The 17,773-nt window shown below is 65.7% G+C and carries 15 protein-coding genes; 4 read left to right on the top strand and 11 right to left on the bottom strand.

Annotation, left to right across the window (positions count from 1 at the left end; all coding sequences use genetic code 11):
* Positions 1–5: 5 nt before the first annotated feature.
* The 3 genes from ftsX to rhlB form a co-directional block, all read right to left on the bottom strand.
* Positions 6–956 (bottom strand): permease-like cell division protein FtsX, encoded by a 951-nt coding sequence (gene ftsX / locus ACD584_RS02805; protein ID WP_011038856.1) that lies wholly within the window; start codon positions 954–956, stop codon positions 6–8.
* Positions 953–1,639, bottom strand: coding sequence for a cell division ATP-binding protein FtsE (gene ftsE, locus ACD584_RS02800; protein ID WP_003484499.1), 687 nt, complete (start codon positions 1,637–1,639; stop codon positions 953–955). The genes ftsX and ftsE overlap by 4 nt, the downstream gene beginning before the upstream one ends.
* A 75-nt stretch (positions 1,640–1,714) precedes the next feature.
* A complete protein-coding gene (rhlB, locus tag ACD584_RS02795; RefSeq protein WP_076036559.1) occupies positions 1,715–3,436 on the bottom strand; it encodes an ATP-dependent RNA helicase RhlB in 1,722 nt (573 codons plus the stop codon).
* Positions 3,437–3,634: 198 nt separating this feature from the next.
* Between rhlB and trxA the strand changes: the two genes are divergently transcribed.
* A complete protein-coding gene (gene trxA, locus ACD584_RS02790) occupies positions 3,635–3,976 on the top strand; it encodes a thioredoxin TrxA (protein WP_011038858.1) in 342 nt (113 codons plus the stop codon).
* 216 nt (positions 3,977–4,192) lie between these two features.
* The gene (gene rho, locus ACD584_RS02785; protein ID WP_175611592.1) at positions 4,193–6,070 is read left to right on the top strand and encodes a transcription termination factor Rho; all 1,878 of its coding nucleotides are present in this window, start codon (positions 4,193–4,195) and stop codon (positions 6,068–6,070) included.
* A 227-nt stretch (positions 6,071–6,297) separates the two neighbouring features.
* Here the strand turns inward: rho and ACD584_RS02780 are convergent, their stop codons facing one another.
* Genes ACD584_RS02780 through ACD584_RS02770 form a run of 3 tightly spaced genes read right to left on the bottom strand, consistent with a single transcriptional unit; the run spans position 6,298 to position 9,908 of the window.
* Complete coding sequence (locus tag ACD584_RS02780) at positions 6,298–7,170, bottom strand: hypothetical protein (RefSeq protein ID WP_070693490.1); 873 nt, start codon at positions 7,168–7,170, stop codon at positions 6,298–6,300.
* Between the two features lie 60 nt (positions 7,171–7,230).
* Positions 7,231–8,970 (bottom strand): bifunctional isocitrate dehydrogenase kinase/phosphatase, encoded by a 1,740-nt coding sequence (gene aceK, locus ACD584_RS02775; RefSeq protein WP_076036561.1) that lies wholly within the window; start codon positions 8,968–8,970, stop codon positions 7,231–7,233.
* A gap of 8 nt (positions 8,971–8,978) precedes the next feature.
* The gene (locus ACD584_RS02770) at positions 8,979–9,908 is read right to left on the bottom strand and encodes a LysR substrate-binding domain-containing protein (RefSeq protein ID WP_076036562.1); all 930 of its coding nucleotides are present in this window, start codon (positions 9,906–9,908) and stop codon (positions 8,979–8,981) included.
* Positions 9,909–10,010: 102 nt separating this feature from the next.
* Here ACD584_RS02770 and ACD584_RS02765 point away from each other — a divergent pair, with 102 nt between their 5' ends.
* On the top strand, positions 10,011–10,235 hold the full coding sequence (locus ACD584_RS02765) for a hypothetical protein (RefSeq protein WP_076036563.1): 225 nt from the start codon (positions 10,011–10,013) through the stop codon (positions 10,233–10,235).
* A gap of 77 nt (positions 10,236–10,312) precedes the next feature.
* On the opposite strand, the gene ACD584_RS02760 is transcribed toward ACD584_RS02765, so the two are convergent.
* From ACD584_RS02760 to ACD584_RS02740, 5 genes are all read right to left on the bottom strand, one after another.
* Positions 10,313–12,544 carry an NADP-dependent isocitrate dehydrogenase gene (locus tag ACD584_RS02760; RefSeq protein WP_076036564.1) on the bottom strand — a complete coding sequence of 744 codons (2,232 nt, stop codon included), beginning with the start codon at positions 12,542–12,544 and terminating at the stop codon, positions 10,313–10,315.
* Between the two features lie 375 nt (positions 12,545–12,919).
* On the bottom strand, positions 12,920–13,480 hold the full coding sequence (locus tag ACD584_RS02755) for a hypothetical protein (RefSeq protein ID WP_076037805.1): 561 nt from the start codon (positions 13,478–13,480) through the stop codon (positions 12,920–12,922).
* A gap of 71 nt (positions 13,481–13,551) precedes the next feature.
* A complete protein-coding gene (locus ACD584_RS02750) occupies positions 13,552–13,848 on the bottom strand; it encodes a LysM peptidoglycan-binding domain-containing protein (RefSeq protein ID WP_040941941.1) in 297 nt (98 codons plus the stop codon).
* A 104-nt stretch (positions 13,849–13,952) separates the two neighbouring features.
* Positions 13,953–14,768: an NADPH-dependent 7-cyano-7-deazaguanine reductase QueF gene (queF, locus tag ACD584_RS02745; protein WP_070693500.1), complete on the bottom strand. Its 816-nt coding sequence runs from the start codon at positions 14,766–14,768 to the stop codon at positions 13,953–13,955.
* A 181-nt stretch (positions 14,769–14,949) separates the two neighbouring features.
* Entirely contained in the window at positions 14,950–16,254 is a 1,305-nt protein-coding gene (locus ACD584_RS02740; protein ID WP_076036565.1) for a M20 family metallopeptidase, read from the bottom strand.
* 257 nt (positions 16,255–16,511) lie between these two features.
* Here ACD584_RS02740 and ACD584_RS02735 point away from each other — a divergent pair, with 257 nt between their 5' ends.
* Positions 16,512–17,753, top strand: coding sequence for an efflux RND transporter periplasmic adaptor subunit (locus ACD584_RS02735; protein ID WP_014506357.1), 1,242 nt, complete (start codon positions 16,512–16,514; stop codon positions 17,751–17,753).
* Positions 17,754–17,773 lie beyond the last annotated feature (20 nt).

The following is a 17,773-nucleotide window of genomic DNA, read 5'->3' as shown; positions in this document are numbered from 1 at the left end:
AGGTCTCAGGTCTCGGTGGGGCGGGTCTGACGGAGGAAGTGGCCGGTGACCAGCCAGGCACCCAGCCAACCCAGCACCAGGGTACCCACCAACACCATCGCAGAATGCAGCAGATCCAGTCCGTGCAGGGTAAAGGAACTGCCGTAGCTGTCGGCCAGCGTGGCCAGCGGCGTACGCAATGCAAACCCGGAAGCGGCGATCAGAGCAAGCGCGACTGCGCCGGCACCCAGCCCGTACCACGCGCCCAGATACAGGAACGGGCGGCGGATGAAGCCATCGCTGGCACCCAGCAGCTGCAGCACGCCGATCTCTTCGCGCCGCGACTGGATATCCAGCCGCACGGTATTGCCGACCACCAGCACCGCGCCAATGCCGAGCAGGGCCGAGAGCACCTGCACCAGCCGTTCGCCGAAGTGCAGCCAGCCATCCAGGCGCTTGCGCCACAGCGCGTCGTGTTGCACCTGGTCGGTCTGCGGCAAAGCCTGCAAGGCGGCGGCCAGCTGCGCATCGTCGGTGGCATCGGCCGGGGTGACGATCAGCAGCGTAGGCAGCGGGTTGTCGCCGAGCGCATCGATCGCTTCGTCCAGCTTGGCGTTCTCGCGCAGGTCGGCCAGGCCTTGCGCGGGCGTGCGCACCGCCACCTGGGCGATGTCCGCACGTGCACGCAGCTCGCCGGCCAGGCGCTCGGCCGCATCGGCGGCCACGTCCACCTTGAGGAACAGATTGATCTCGCGCGACTGCTGCACGCTGCCGGCCAGCAGCTTGACGTTATCCAGCGCGATCGACAGCCCCAGCGGCAATGCCAGCGCCAGCGCCATCACCACGATGGTGAGCAAGGTGGCCCACGGCTTGCGCATGGCGCGGCCCAGGCTGAAGGCGATGCTGTGCAGATGGTGGTCGATCCACACGCCGAACCGCGAGGGGGCCACCGATTCGGTATTGGCGAGCTTGCTCATTCGGCCAGGTCCTGCGGCGAGATGTCGTCGACCAGCCGGCCGTGGTCCAGGATCAGCACGCGCTTGCGCATCTGCTTGAGCAGCGCCAGGTCGTGGCTGACCACCAGCACGCTGGTGCCGCGCGCCGGCAGCTCGGCAAACAGCTGCATGATTTCCGCGGCCAGTGCCGGATCCAGGTTGCCGGTGGGTTCGTCGGCCACCAGCAGGCGCGGTTCGCCGACGATGGCACGGGCAATGCCCACGCGTTGCTGTTCGCCGGCCGACAACTGCGAAGGCAGCGCCTTCTCGCGATGGGCCAGGCCGATCCGTTCCAGCGCCGAGCGCACGCGCTTGCCGATTTCCGCACGGCGGGTGCCGCGCAGGATCAGTGGCAAGGCGACGTTTTCGGCAATGCTGCGATCGTTGAGCAAGCGGTGATCCTGATACACCGCACCCACCTGGCGGCGATGCAGTGGAATCTGCCGGCCACGCACCTTGAGCAGGTTGCGTTCGCCCAGCAGCACCGCGCCCTGGCTGGGCCGCTCGCTGAGGTGGATCAATTTGAGCAAGGTGCTTTTGCCGGCGCCGGAGTGGCCGGTCACGAACAGCATCTCGCCATCGGCCACTTCGAAGCTGACATCGGTCAGCGCCTGGTGGCCACCGGCGTAGTGCTTGCTGACGTTGTCAAAACGCAGAACGGTCATCCAGCGATTATGCCGGAGCGTCAGCGCTTGCGTCGCATCGCCGGTGCACGGCGATGCGATCCATACGGCAATACCTCAGCTGCCGGAGACCAACGAACGCAGCCTGCGTCCGATGCGGCTCAGCAACGACGGGCTGCCCGACGGCTTGGCCGCAGCACGTACCGGCTTGGCCACCACCTGGGTGGGTTTGCGCGGCGCGGCGGGGGCCGGCACGGGCGTGGATGCCACCACCGGCTCGGCACCTTCGACCGGGCGGCCGTTGCGACGCCGCCGGCGCTTGCGCGGTGCGCGCTCGCCGTCGGCCGCCGTGACAGCAGGGGTTTCTGCGGCAGCAGCGACAACCACCGGCGTCTCGCTGGGCGCCGCAGCCGGATCGGCCTCGCCTTCCACGCGCGGCTTGCGACGCGGCGGGCGCGGCTTGCCATCGGCACCGGCGCCGTCGCGACGGCCGCCGCCACTGCCGCTACGCGATGCGCCACCGGGGCCGCTACGGCCACCGCCACGACGCGCTTCGTCGGCCGCACGCTGCTCGCGTGCTTCGCGGAAGATCGTGCCCACGCTGTCGCCAGCGTCGTCGTCGACCTCTTCACCTTCCACTGTTGCGCGCGGTGTGCGCGGCAACGGGGTCAGCAGCTCGGTAGTCACCGGCTCGACCGGGATCTTCTGCTCGATGTAGGCCTCGATGTCCGGCAGGCTCATCGCATAACGCTCGCAGGCGAAGCTGATCGCATCGCCCTCCTCGCCCAGGCGCGCGGTGCGCCCGATGCGATGCACGTAGTCTTCGGCGTCGAACGGCAGGTCGTAGTTGTAGACGTACTTGACGCCATCGATGTGCAGGCCGCGCGCGGCCACGTCGGTGGCCACCAGGATTTCCAGCTGGCCCTTCTGGAAGCGGTTGAGCAACGACTCGCGCTTCTTCTGCGGCACGTCGCCGGACAACACGCCCACGCGGTAGCCGTGCCGCTCCAGGGTGCGCGCCACCCGCTCCACGAACGCCTTGGTGTTGACGAACACCATGGTGCGCGCGCCTTCGCTGCGCGACAGCAGGCCCAGCAGCAGCGTCTGCTTCTCTTCGTCGGAGGGAAAATAGATGCGCTGACGCACCCGCGCGGCGGTGATGGTCTCGGTCTCCACGACGAGCTTTTCCGGCTCGTTCATGTGCTCATAGGCCAGCTCCAGCACGCGGTGGCTGAGCGTGGCCGAGAACAACAGTGTCTGGCGGGTGCCGCGTTCGGGCATGCGCCGCAGCAGGAAGCGGATGTCCTTGATGAAGCCCAGGTCGAACATGCGGTCGGCTTCGTCCAGCACGCAGATCTCGCAGGCATGCAGCGAGACCACCTTGTGCTGCTTGACGTAGTCGATCAGCCGGCCCGGGGTGGCGATGATCACGTCCACGCCCTGCTGCAGCAGCTCGCGCTGCTTGTCGTAGTCCACGCCACCGTAGACCAGCGCAAAGCGCAGGCCCAGGTCGGCGCCGAACTTGACCGCGTCCTTGTGGATCTGGATGGCCAGCTCGCGGGTGGGCGCCAGGATCAGGGCGCGCGGATCTTCCGGCTTGCGGTCGGCCAGCGCCGGGCGGATCAGCAGGCGGTTCATCACCGCGACCAGGAACGCCAGCGTTTTGCCGGTGCCGGTCTGGGCCTGGCCGGCGACGTCGCCGCCCGGCAGGGCGACCGGCAGGGTCAGCGCCTGGATCGGCGTGCAGCGCGTAAACCCGGCGCTCTCCAGCCCGGCGACCAGCGCCGGATGCAGGTCGAACGAGGAAAAAGTCAAATCGGTCAGCGGTTTGTCGCTCATTATTCCGTCTTCGTGAGGCGCCCTGGGCAGCCCGGGCGCGGCTTGCATCGATGCCGACAGCGTCGCAAACTGCGGCTCTTGTGGCGGACAGCGCGGCTTCAGGACTGACACTTGATTCAGTCGCGCAATGCCCCAGTTTACCGCAATGTGGCGGCCTGCCCGGTCGGGTAGGCCGTTTTGGTTTCCAGGAGACCCAACGTGAGCGACAAGGTTCAACATGTCGGCGATGCCGACTTCGATACAGCTGTACTGCAATCCGGCGAACCGGTCCTGGTGGATTTTTGGGCCGAATGGTGCGGCCCGTGCAAGATGATCGCCCCGGTGCTGGACGATCTGGCCGATACATACCAGGGCAAGCTCAAGGTTGCCAAGGTCAACGTGGACCAGAACCGCGCTCTGGCCATCAAGTACCACGTACGCTCGATCCCGATGCTGTTGCTGTTCAAGGACGGTGAGGTCCAGGCAAGCCAGATCGGGGCAGTTGGCAAGGGCCAGCTGACCCAGATGATCGACAAGACCCTGGGCGGCGCGGCCGCCTGAGTGACAGGGCGTCCAGCCATGGGCGCCCTGCGTTTTGCCGGCAGTTAACTCCTGCTTTAGCAGACGCTTGCGCCGCTCTGCGCGGCGGTGGTAGTGTCAGTTGATCCGGCACACGTTCGTGCGCCGCCGTACCCCTCTAGAAACCTCTTCTAGACTCCCATCACCAAAGTTCGCCCCCCAGCCGGGCGCTCGCACTCTTAGCGAGGAATCAAGCACTTGTCCGAGAATCCTTCCTCCGATACCGGGAGCGTTGACGCCCCCGTCGAGAAGCGTGTGCGCAAGCCACGTGTCAGCAAGACCGCCGTCGCCCATGACGACGCCGGGTCGCAACAACCCAATCTTCCCTTGCCCAGCAGCCCCGCTCCCGAGGCTCCGCGCCCCGCGCAGACCACGTCGCCCGCAGCCGAATCGGCGCCGGCGCAGTCGTCTGGCGATGGCGGCGCAGCCCAGGCTGGGCATGCTGGCGAGCAGCACGGCGAGTCCCGCGAGGGCGGCCAGTCGCAGCAGCAGCGCTTCAACCAGGCGCAGCAGCAGCAAAACCAGAACCAGGCGCAAAGCCAGGGTCAGGGTCAGGGTCAGGGTCAGCAGCGCCAGCAGCAAGGCCAGGGTCAGAACCAGGGCCAAGGCCAAGGCCAGCAGGGTCAAGGCCAGAATCAGGGCCAGGGCCAGGGCCAGAACCAGCAGGGCAACCGCCGTGACCGGTTCCGCAACCGTCGCGACCGTGGCCGCGACCGCTTCGGCAATGAGAGCGAAGGCGGCATGCCCTCGTCCGATGGCAGCAACGAGCCGTTCATTGCGCGTCCGCATCCGGCCGTGCCGGAAGGCTTCCCGGCGTACTCGCTGAGCGACCTCAAGCGGATGCCGGCGCAGAAGCTGCTGGATATCGCCGATCAGCTCAACATCCAGGAAGGCGTGGCCCGCGCACGCAAGCAGGATGTGATCTTTGCGCTGCTCAAGGTGCTCACCCGCCATGGCGAAGGCGTTGCCGCCGACGGCGTGCTGGAGATCCTGCCCGACGGTTTCGGCTTCCTGCGTGCCGCCGAGGCCAGCTATCTGGCCGGCCCGGACGATACGTATATCTCGCCGAGCCAGATCCGCCGCTTCAACCTGCGCACCGGCGACCATCTGTCCGGCCGCATCCGCTTCCCCAAGGACGGCGAACGCTATTTCGCGCTGTCGATCGTGGACACCATCAATGGTGAGCCGCTGGAAGCGAGCAAGAACAAGGTGCTGTTCGAGAACCTGACCCCGCTGTTCCCGCGTCGGCGTTTCCGCCTGGAACGCGGCGATGGGTCCACCGAGGACATCACCGGCCGCATCCTCGATCTGATGGCACCGCAGGGCAAGGGTCAGCGTGCGCTGATCGTCTCCCCGCCCAAGGCCGGTAAGACGATGATGATGCAGCAGGTGGCCACGGCGATCACCACCAACCACCCCGAAGTGCACATGATCGTGCTGCTCATCGACGAGCGCCCGGAAGAAGTGACCGAAATGCAGCGCACCGTGCGCGGCGAGGTCATCTCCTCCACGTTCGACGAGCCGGCCGCACGCCACGTGCAGGTTGCCGAGATGGTGATCGAACGGGCCAAGCGCCTGGTCGAGCACAAGAAGGACGTGGTGATCCTGCTGGACTCCATCACCCGTCTGGCACGCGCCTACAACAACGTGGTGCCGAGCTCCGGCAAGGTGCTCACCGGTGGTGTGGATGCAAATGCACTGCATCGCCCGAAGCGCTTCTTCGGTGCGGCACGTAACGTGGAAGAAGGCGGTTCGCTGACCATCATTGCCACGGCGCTGGTGGAAACCGGCAGCAAGATGGACGAGGTGATCTACGAAGAGTTCAAGGGCACCGGCAACAGCGAAGTGCATTTGAACCGCCGTATCACCGAAAAGCGCGTCTATCCGGCGATCGACATCAACCGCTCGGGCACGCGCCGCGAAGATCTGTTGATCGAGCCGGAGCTGCTGCAGAAGATCTGGATCCTGCGCAAGCTGCTGCATCCGATGGACGAAATCGCCGCGATGGAGTTCCTGCTGGACAAGATGAAGACCACCAAGTCCAACGACGAGTTCTTCAGCTCAATGAAGCGCTGAGTTCAGTTGGTTGGTGTGTTACGAAAAAGCCCCGCGCTGCGGGGCTTTTTTTATGGGCCGAATTAATTGGCTCAGGCGTGAGGCCACCGCGACTCTCAACTCGTGCTCTGCGGGGCTTGATCGGCAGCACTGCGTGGCGTCATCTCGTGAGCCCTGGGCGCCTGGCGTGACCATCGATCCAGTCGACCCGCATGCCGCCACGCCGCAGCGACACGGCTCCCGATTGCTCAGCCGCCTTGCAGCGGCGTCAGCAGCCGCACGCCTTCGCCACGTACCGAGAACAGCCCACTGTCGGGCAATGCATCCGGACTGTCAGTGGCCGACGCCAGCACGCCTTGATCGCTCCATGGCGCGCTTTGGCGTGGGCCTGGCAGATAGGACCGCCAGCTGGCCTGCCGTTTTCTCAGATCGCGTATCGAGTCGGTGATATCGAAGCTCACCGGCACGCGCATGGTCCAGTAGGGCGCCGTGCGCTCAGGCCCATCGCTAGGCGGATCGAAAGTCCACGTGCGTGCCTTGGCGATTGACGCGTCGGCAAGCATCTTGCGCACGCGCTCGCGCTTGGCTGCGGGAATCGACACGGTGAGGTTGACCTGCTCTGCGACAAGATCCGCCACCTTGCCGTCGCGGCCGATCTTCAGCAGCAGATACACGATCCCGGTCGCGCCATCCTGAAACGGCGCCTTGGGATAGCTGGGTGGTGTCATGTCCCTGGCACGCACGCTGCTGCCATCGCTGGCCTCTCCACCGAAGTGAGCGCTGCGGATCGCAACCAGATACTGATTCTTCTCGCCAGGCTTGGCGACCAGCAACAGACGCATCGGCAGCGTGGTTGGCAAGGCAGTACCACTGTCGGTGACCGGATCGAAGCGCCACCCCGCAATCGACTGCCTGATCCGGCTGCGCACGGCTGGCGGCAAGCTGTCTTCATTGGTCAGCGTCACCGCAGTGACCGTGCCATCCGGCGTCAGCGTCAATTCGCCCGCAACATTCATGCTGGCCTCGACCTGTTCTGTCGCCTCGCTCGTGCGCGCCGCTACCTGGCCAATCGACAGCATCCCCAACATCGCTACCAGCCCCAACCGTTGCATCCACTGCATGACCACACGCCATTCGTCTTGGAACGTTCTTTTACCAGCCGATGGCCGCAAACGGAATCGTCATGCCAGCTTTTGGGCGTCTGCATACGGCGGCGTGTCTGGGTAATCGTCTTCGCGCAGGCGTGCCTGCAGGCCGCGCCACCACTGCGGGTCGAACAATTCGGGATGCATGTGCTTGACCGCTTCCAGCTGCGAGGACGGCAGGCCCATGAACAACGCAAAGCGCTCGGGAAACACGTCGCGCGGACCGACGTGAAACCACGGCTCGGCTGCCATCTGCTCTTCATAACTGGTGGGCGTGGGCCAATCGCGGAAGGTGCATTCGGTGATCAGGCACAGCTCGTCGTAGTCGTAGAACACCGCGCGCTGGTGCCGGGTGATGCCGAAGTTCTTCAGCAGCATGTCGCCGGGGAAGATGTTGTTGCGCGCCATATCCTTGATCGCCTGCCCGTAGTCCAGCGCGGCGGCATGCGCGGCGGCGGGCAGTTGCTCGCGCAGATACAGATTGAGCGGGCGCAGGCGGCGCTGCACGTAGCACAGGGCGATCAGCACATCGTCGCCGTCTTCGCTCAGGCTCATCGCACAGCTGCTCTGCAGATCCTGCAGCAGTGCAGGCGAGAACCGCGCCATGGGAAACCGCAGAAACCGGTATGGCTGCGCATCGAGCAGGCGACCAATGCGGTCGAGCTGAAACACCAGCTCGTATTTGCCTTCAACCTGCGCGCGGCTCATGGTCTTGGGATATGCGAAGCGGTCACGGATCAACTTGAACACCAACGGATAGCTGGGCAGCGTAAACACCACCATGACCATCCCCGGCGTGCCGTCGGCATGCACCAGCTGTTCGGCTGGATGGGCCTGGAAGTGGCGGAAAAACGTGCGATACCGTTCGGTCTTGCCCTGCTTGGCACGCCCCAGCATCGTGTACAGCTCGTCGATGGGCTTATGCGTGAGCAGGCTGCGCAGAAACACGACCGCATCGCCGACGGTGGTCAGATCCGCCTGGAAATAGCTGCGGGAATTACTGAACAATTGCGCGACATCGCTGCGGCGCGTCAGCACCGCTTCGGCGCGTAGCCCGGCATCGTCGTTGACCAGCGCAATCACACACGGCGAAAAGCGATGTTCGCCGAACACCCGCCCCACCAGATACGCACGGCGTTCGCGGTAGAACACCGTCTCCAGCAGCTCCACGCTGCGCACCGGGTGCTCGCCCCAATGGGCAAGGTCGTCCAGCAGCCGCACCGCGATTGCCGCCGCGCAGCGGGTCCGGTGCGCATACGGCACCTCAAATGGATAATCGCCGAGCACACGCACCAGCATCTCGGTCAGCCGGCCAGGCGAGACCGCGTAGGTATGCCGTGCCACCGGCACGGTAATGGCGTCGGTGGGCTCGATATCCAGCGCAATGAATTCGATCTGCGCATCCACGCCTTGGGTGCGGAAGTAACGCCGCGTCAGCGTGTTGTAGAAGGTCTTGTACAGCTCCTGGTCGATCAGGCCGGTAAGCAGCTCCGCGTAATGGGTGCGGGCGCGCATCCACAGCGCGCGATCGTGCGCCTGCCCCAGCAACACGGCGCGCAGGCGCAACATGCATTCGCTGATGTACTGATCGTAGAGCGCGATCCGCGCCACCGCATCTTCGCGTGCGCCACTCCAGTCGCGCGTTTCGAAGCGCTGCCTGGCACGCGCGGTGATCTGCGAAAACTGCGCGTGGTAGTCCTGAAACGCCTCATAGACAGCACGACCGATCGCCAGCGCGCGGCGCTCGGATTGCGGTGGTAACGATAGTTGGTTCATGGCTGTCCTCAGCGCTTGCGACGGCGTGTCGTGGAAACGGCGGATGCCGCCTGCTGCGCGTGCGCCGCATGCTCGCGCGCCTGCTCCTGCAGCCACGCGCGAAAGGCGAGAAAACCGCGATGCGAGGCCGAGCGCGCCGGATACACCAGGTAATGCGACCAGCTGGTCTTGAGCCGTTGCGCAGACAACGCCACCAGCTGGCCGGACGCCAGCAACAAGCGCGCGCGCGTCACCCGCCCCAGTGCAACCCCCACACCATCCAGCGCGGCACGATGGTGCGCTTCGGATTCGTCCAGCACCGCCGCATAGCGGCGCGGTGCTTCGCCGCCGAAGGTTGCAAACCAACGCAGCCAGTCGCCATCCGGGTCGCCCAGCAAGGGCCAGTGATGCAGTGGCTGCGCATCGACCCCGCCCATGCGCGCGATCAGCGCAGGGCTCGCCATGGGCACCAGCCACTCGTCGAACAAGGGTTCGGCGATCAAGCCCGGCCAGTGCCCGGCACCGATGCGCATGCCGGCATCCACCTGCTGCTGGCGTTCGAAGTCCACCAGTCGCTCGCTGGAGAACAGGTTGATCTCGATGGTGGGATGCAGCGCCAGAAATCCACCCAGACGCGGCACCAGCCAGGCCGAGGCCATCGACGGTGTGATGCTCAGGGTCAGCGTGTCTTCGCGGCGCGCAGCGAACGGCTGGAACGCTTCGGCAATGGCATCCAGATGCGGTGCGATGCGATCGAGCAACTGTTGCCCCTGCAGCGTGGCACTGACACCGCGTGCGTGCCGTTGCAGCAATGGATACCCCAGGCGTTGTTCGAGCGAGCGCACCTGGTGACTGAGCGCGCTGACGGTGAGGTGCATCGCCGCCGCCGCGCGCGACAGATTGCCCAGACGCACGGCACTGACGAATCCCTGCAATGCGTGAAGCGGCGGACGCGACATGGCTCACCCTTGAATGAAATTCAACACCGACTTGCAAAAGCCTCGCTTTTGCCTCGCCCAGCCTGCGCCTACTGTGGCTTTCACTCAAGTGGGAGCAGGATCATGCGCATCTTTACCGACTTGCTGTTCCAGCACGGGCACATTGCCGACGTGACGCTTGCACAGCAATTGGCAGAGCCGGACACGGCGCTGGATGCAGCCGTGCAGGCAGCGCAACCTGCCTCGGTCGCGCCGGACGCTGCGCGCCAGCAGCGTGCCGAACACCGCATGGCGCGGCGTGCACGCCGGCTGGTGCGGGCGATGACGGCGTTGTCGCCATTTCGCTGAAACGACAAGGCCCGCCTCTTGGCGAGGCGGGCCTTGGAGGTAGCACTGACTAACGCACCGACAGGCGGTGCGCGGGATCAGGCCTTGAGCGTGGCCAACACGTCGTTGAAGGTCTTGCTCGGACGCATCGCCTCGCTGACCTTGGCCAGATCCGGATGGTAGTAGCCACCGATCTCCACCGGCTTGCCCTGCGCGCCGTTGAGCTCGGCCACGATGGTGGCTTCGTTCTCGGTCAAGGCCTTGGCGAGCGGTGCGAACTTGGCTTGCAGCGCGGTGTCTTCGGTCTGTGCGGCCAGGGCCTGTGCCCAGTACATCGCCAGATAGAAATGGCTGCCGCGATTGTCGAGCTCGCCAACCTTGCGCGCCGGCGACTTGTTGTTGTCCAGGAACTGCCCGTTGGCCACATCCAGCGCTTTCGCCAGCACGGTGGCGGACGGGTTGTCGTAACGGTTGCCCAGGTGCTCGAGCGAGGCGGCCAGGGCCAGGAACTCACCCAGCGAATCCCAGCGCAGGCAGTTCTCTTCGACGAACTGCTGCACGTGCTTGGGCGCCGAACCACCGGCGCCGGTCTCGAACAGCCCGCCACCGGCCATCAGCGGCACGATCGAGAGCATCTTGGCGCTGGTGCCCAGCTCCATGATCGGGAACAGGTCGGTGAGGTAGTCGCGCAGCACATTGCCGGTGACCGAGATGGTGTCCTGGCCCTTGCGGATGCGCTCCAGCGAGAAGGTGGTGGCCTCCACCGGCGGCAGGATGCGGATGTCCAGGCCGTTGGTGTCGTGATCCTTCAAGTAGGTTTCGACCTTGGCGATGACCTGCGCGTCGTGCGCGCGTGCCTTGTCCAGCCAGAACACGGCCGGGGTGTCGCTCAGGCGGGCGCGCTCGACCGCCAGCTTCACCCAATCCTGGATCGGCGCGTCCTTGACCTGGCACATGCGCCACAAATCACCCGCTTCCACAGCGTGCTCGAACACGGTGGTGCCGTTGCCATCGGTGACCTTGACGGTGCCGGCGGCGGACATCTGAAAGGTCTTGTCGTGCGAGCCGTATTCTTCGGCCTTCTGCGCCATCAGGCCGACGTTGGGCACCGAACCCATCGTGGACGGATCGAACGCACCATGCGCCTTGCAGTCGTCGATCACCGCCTGGTACACGCCGGCGTAGCAGCGATCCGGGATCACCGCCTTGGTGTCCTGCAGCTTGCCTTGCGCATTCCACATCTGGCCGGAATCGCGAATCATCGCCGGCATCGATGCGTCGACGATCACGTCGCTGGGCACGTGCAGATTGGTGATGCCCTTGTCCGAGTTGACCATTGCCAACCCCGGGCGCTGGGCGTACTCGGCCTGCACGTCGGCCTTGATCTGCGCCTGCACGTCATCTGGCAGCGTGCCGATGCGTGCGTACAGATCACCGATGCCGTTGTTGGGGTCGAAGCCAACCGACTTCAGCACGTCGGCATGCTTGCTCAACGCACTCTTGTAAAACTCACCCACGACCACGCCGAACAGCACCGGGTCAGAGACTTTCATCATGGTAGCTTTCAGATGCACCGAGAACAGCACGTCTTTGGCCTTCGCGTCGGCGATCTGCGCATCAATGAAACTGGCCAGTGCGCGCTTGCTCAGCACGGCGGCATCGACGATCTCGCCGGCCTTCACTGCAACGGCGTCCTTGAGCACCTTGCTGCTGCCGTCGGCACCGACGAATTCAATCTTCAGCGTGCCGGCCTGCGCCAGCGTGGTGGACTGTTCGCTGCCGAAGAAGTCGCCGTTGTCCATGTGCGCCACATGCGACTTGGACTCGCTGCTCCACTTGCCCATGCGGTGCGGATGCTTGCGTGCATAGTTCTTCACCGACAGCGGTGCGCGGCGATCGGAATTGCCTTCGCGCAGCACCGGATTCACCGCACTGCCCTTGACCTTGTCGTAGCGCGTCTTGATGTCCTGCTCGGCGGCATCCTTGGGTTCATCCGGATACGCCGGCAACGCGTAGCCCTGGCTCTGCAGTTCCTTGATCGCGGCCTTGAGCTGCGGCACCGAGGCGCTGATGTTGGGCAACTTGATGATGTTGGCTTCTGGCGTGGTGGCCAGCGCGCCCAGTTCGGCCAGATCGTCGGCAATTTTCTGCGCGTCGGTCAGTTGCTCCGGGAACAGGGCCAGGATGCGTCCGGCCAGCGAAATGTCGCGGGTCTCGACCACGATCCCGGCGGTATCGGTGTAGGCATCGATGATCGGCAGCAGCGACTGCGTGGCCAGGAAGGGTGCTTCGTCGGTGAGCGTGTAGATGATCTTCGGTGTCTTCGACATGAGGTGCGATAGCTCTTGTGGTCGGGAGGAGCACCGGTCCGCACGGCGGTGGCCGTGGGCGTGCGCGACGGGGGTCGCTGGTGGCACGCCGAGCGGCCGACGCGCGTGGACGCGGCGATGGATCAGCACGGCATTGTCGCGTCTGGGCCTTGCCCGGGTAAAGCGACCACAGGCGGATGCTTCATCCCGCTACGCGTCCAATCGCTATGGATGCAGGTGTAACGAAATGCAAACGCTGCCGCGCAGACGCATACAGCCAAAAAAAAAGGCGCGACTTTCGATCGCGCCTCAGGTCCCACGCTGCGGGAGAGAGTCGCAGCATGGGTGAGCTTGATTGACACCTGCGCGCGTACTGGCCGCGCAGCGCGCTGCGGCTTACTTCACGGTGAAGGTCTGCGGGCTGCCGGCCGGCTTGCCGTCGACCATGACCTGCGCGGTGTAACTACCCGCCGGCCAGCCATCGGGCTTGCTGAAGCTCAGGTTGGTGGTTTCCGCGCCGGTGGTGGTCAGTGTCGCGTTCTGCTCGCCCGCCACCTGCCCGTCCTGGAAGGTCAGCTTGGCCGAAACCGGCACGTTGCTGGCGCTGCCATCGGTCTTCACCGAAACGATGATGGTGTCCTTGCTGCCCAGTGTGGTGGCCGGCGTCACGCTCCTGTCGGCGCCCGCCTTGTTGCCCACTGCCACGCTGGACACCGTGACCGCCGCGCCACTGGCTGCGGCCGTATCAGTGCTGGCGGCGCCGGTGGCAGTGCCCTGCGCGGCCTGGTCACCGGCCGGCGGTGTGCTCGCGGGGCCTGGAATGTCGGAGGTTGCGGCGCCAGAGGTTGGATCCTGCGACACGCTGGAATCGTCATGGGCTTCCTTGCGACAGCCGGACAGTGCCAGAACGCCGGCAAGTGCAAGGACCAAGGTGCTGGATGCGGATTTGCTACGCATGGGATCGATCTCCAAGAGTCACAGTAAGGGGGTGTGCAACAGGCCGCGGCATCGCGCGGGCAGCGCGGTAGTCACGCTTTCGGCGGTAAGCGCAACACCTGGCCCGGAAAGATCGTGTCGGGATCTTTCAGCGTGTCGCGGTTGGCTTCGAAGATGCGTGGCCACAAGTTGCCGTCGCCGTAATGGCGCTTGGCGATCACCGACAGGCTATCGCCTGCCTGCACCGTCACCGACTCGTCGCCGATGATTTGCGCGGTGCTTTCCACGCTGGAACGGACATTGGAAAAATCCGGCGATGGCACGACCTCCGCGGTGCTGTCGACCGTGGACGTGACATTGGAAAAATCTGCTTTCTTGTCGACATTCATTGCCGCGCTCCCTGTCCATCACGATGATGCGCAGGGTGCGCGGAGCGCCGTTAAGTGCTGATCGCGCCGCCGTGAAGCCGGCGCGAGTACCCGCAATGTGCGCCTTACTGGCGCAGGTCGCGGAAGATCGATAGCGGCGTGGGCACCTGCGGCGAGGTGCGCACCGGATTGATGTCGAGTCCGCCACGGCGGGTATAGCGTGCTTCCACCACCAACCATTGCGGCGCGCAACGCACCAGCAGGTCCTGAAAAATGCGCTCCACGCATTGTTCGTGGAAATCGGCGTGGTCGCGGAAGCTGACCAGATAACGCAGCAATCCTTCGCGATCGATCGGCGCGCCGCGGTAGCGCAGCGTGACGCTGGCCCAATCCGGTTGCCCCGTGACCGGGCAGTTGGACTTGAGCAATGCAGAGGTCAGCACTTCCTCCACCACCGTGCCTGCATGGGTGGACAGATAGTCGGCCTTGGGCGGGCCGTAATCGTCGATGGCGATATCCAGTGCGTCGATCGATTCGCCCTCGCCCACCGCATCGATCGGCGGCAATCCGAATTCCACCGACACATCGGCACCGGCACGTGTGGACAGATCGGTGGCGATGCGTGCACGTACGGCTTCGGCGCTGTTGAAGCGGGTGGCGTTGAGCGAGTTCAGATACAGCTTGAGCGACTTGGATTCGATCAACGCCGGCGACTCGCACGGCACGTGCAAGGTGGCGGTGGCCACGCATGGTTTGCCGTGCGCATCCAGCCAGCTCAGTTCGTAGGCATGCCAGCGATCGCGGCCGACAAATGGCAGCGCTCCGCGCAGGCCGATGGCCGCGCGCCCGGCCGCACGCGGGATCGGAAACAGCAGTGACGGGTCGTAGCCGCTCGGGTAGGCGACTTCACGACCGAGGGAGGAGTCTTCTGGGGTATTCATGCCGCCATTTTAGGGCGGCCGGGCTGGCCGTGAGGTGTATGGCGACGCGGGCGCAATCACCTGGATCGCCGCGGCGATCGGGCCGCGTCACGCGGCCCGTCGCCTAGCGGGCACGTCCCCTGAAAACCAGGAATCGCCCAACCAGCCGATTCCCGATTCCCGATTCCCAAATCACCCAGCCTCAGCCCTGCTGCAGATAATCCAGCGACACCTGCAACAGCGCACGCAGGCCGACATCCAGCGCCGATTCGTCCAGCAGGAACTGCGGCGAGTGGTTGCTGGGCGCGGTGGCCGGGTCGATGCCCTTGGCGGTGGAACCGACGAAGAAGAACATCGACGGTACCTGCTGGGCGTAGAACGAGAAATCTTCCGCGCCCATCTGCAACGGCGGCTCGTAGACGTTGTCCGCGCCCACCACGGCCTGCAGGCTGGGCAGCATCTTGGCCGTCAGGGCCGGGTCGTTGACGGTGGCCGGGTTGCCGTCCTGGTCGGGCACCTGCGCCTCGACCTTGGCGCCATGCGCGGCGGCGGTGTGTTCGGCCACGGTCTTGAGGTCGGCAAAGATCTGCTGGCGCATGCCTTCGTCGAAGGTGCGGATGGTGCCCACCATCTCCACGTCGTCGGGGATGATGTTGTAGCGGATACCGCCCTTGATCGCGCCGAAGCTGACCACCGCCGGCTGCTTGGACAGATTGGCGCGGCGGCTGATCACGGTCTGCGCGGTGCCGATCATGTCGGCGCTGGCCACGATCGGGTCGATGCCGTTCCACGGTGCCGAGCCGTGGGTCTGGCGGCCGATCATCTTGATCGCAAACCGGTCCGAGGCCGCCATCAGCGGGCCGCCGCGCACCGCGATCTTGCCGGCCTGCACGCTGGAGAACACATGCAGGCCAAACACCGCCTGCGGCTTGAAGTCGGCAAACAGGCCTTCTTTGAGCATCAGCGAGGCGCCGCCTTCTTCATTGCCCGGCGCGCCTTCCTCGGAGGGCTGGAAGATCAGCATCACCTCGCCCGGCAATTGTTCGCGCATGCCCACCAGGGCCTCGGCCACGCCGAGCAGGATGGCGGTGTGGGCGTCGTGGCCGCAGGCGTGCATCACCCCGACGGTCTCGCCGCGGTACTGGGAGGTGGCCTTGGAGGCGAACGGCAGGCCGGTCTGTTCGGTGACCGGCAGCGCGTCCATGTCCGCGCGCAGGGCGATCTTCGGGCCGGGCTTGCCGCCCTTGATGATGGCCACCACGCCGTGATGGGCGATGCCGGTGCGCGGCTTCAGGCCCAGCTTGCGCAACTGCGCGGCCACGGTGGCGGCGGTGCGCTCCTCGCGGTTGGACAACTCCGGGTGCTGGTGAAAGTCGCGGCGCCACTGCACCACCTTGGCCTGCAAGGGCGCCGCAGCCGCCTGGACTTCGGGCCGGGGCGCGGCCTGGGCGGCGGCAAGCGTGGGCAGGGCAAGCAGCAGGGCGCTGCTAAGCAGGCGATGGCGCATTGAACATTCTCCAATCGGGATGCCTCACTGTAGTGCACCGGCGCCGCGCCCGGGCCACAGTGGGGTGCGATTCAGCCCCGCGGTCAACCACAACGACCGTGGCGCGTTGCCGCAGCACCACGCCAGTGAATCGGCCTGTCGCGCAGGGGGTGGCCCGTTACTTCAGTAACGTTCCAACCTGCGGGCGCGACGATATGCTTTGCTCAGCCGCCCCACGGACGCACCCACGCGCCCGGCCCGCCATCAGGAGTTGTCGAATGTCGCGTTTCTGGAAGATCTCACTGCTGGTCGTGGCGGTGCTTGTCGTTGTGTTCGTTGCAATGCGCATGATGGGCGGGGGCCAGCAGGGCAAGCGGCCAGGGGCGCCGGACGGTAATGGCACCGAAAACAGCGGCCCGGTGCCGGTGACAGTGGTGCCCGCCGCCACCCAGGACGTGCCGGTGTACGCCACCGCGCTGGGAACGGTGACCGCGCTCAACACGGTGACGGTGAACCCGCAGGTGTCCGGCCAGCTGATGAGCCTGAATTTCCAGGAAGGCCAGGAAGTGAAGAAGGGCGCGCTGCTGGCGCAGATCGACCCGCGCACGCTGCAGGCCAGCTACGACCAGGCGCTGGCCGCCAAGCGCCAGAACCAGGCGCTGCTGGCCACCGCGCGGGTGAACTACCAGCGCTCCAATGACCCGGCCTACAAGCAGTACGTGTCGCGCACCGACCTGGACACCCAGCGCAACCAGGTGGCGCAGTACGAGGCCGCCGTGGCCGCCGACGATGCACAGATGCGCTCGGCGCAGGTGCAGTTGCAGTTCACCCGGGTCACCGCGCCGATCGACGGCATTGCCGGTATCCGCGGCGTGGACGTGGGCAATATCGTCAGCACCACCTCCACCATCGTCACCCTGACCCAGATCCGCCCGATCTACGTGTCCTTCAGCCTGCCCGAGCGCGAGCTGCCGGCAGTGCGCAGCGGCCAGGCCGCCACCCCGTTGCCGGTGGCCGCGCTGGACCGTGGCGATGCGCATGTGATCAGTGCCGACGGCAAGCTCGATGTGATCGACAACCGCATCGCCGCCGACAGCGGCACCTTTGGTGCGCGCGCGATCTTCGGCAATGCCGACAACGCGCTGTGGCCGGGCCAGTTCGTCAACGTGCGGCTGCAGCTGCGTACCATCTCCGGCGGCACCGTGGTGCCGACCCAGGCCGTGCAGCGCGGCCCGGATGGCGATTACGTCTACGTAGTGGGCGGCGACAGCACCGCGCAGATGCGCACCGTGGTGCAGGGCGTGGAGGTGGACGACAGCCACGTGCAGATCACCAAGGGCCTCAAGCCCGGCGAGCGGGTGGTGACCGAAGGCCAATTCCGGCTCAAGCCGGGCAGCAAGGTCAGCGCGCTCAAGCCGGGCGAGACCCCGCCCGCGCCCACCGAGGCCGAGCTCAAGGCCGTGCAGGACAAGCAAGAACGCGGCGGCGCCGGCGGCCGACGCGGCGGCGGCCCGCGCTAACCCGCGACCACCGGCGACGG

The organism is Xanthomonas sp. NCPPB 2922 (genome assembly GCF_041520885.1).
Classification (GTDB): domain Bacteria; phylum Pseudomonadota; class Gammaproteobacteria; order Xanthomonadales; family Xanthomonadaceae; genus Xanthomonas; species Xanthomonas campestris.
Note: the sequence above shows the minus strand (reverse complement) of the source record. Positions and strands in the feature narration are given on the sequence as shown.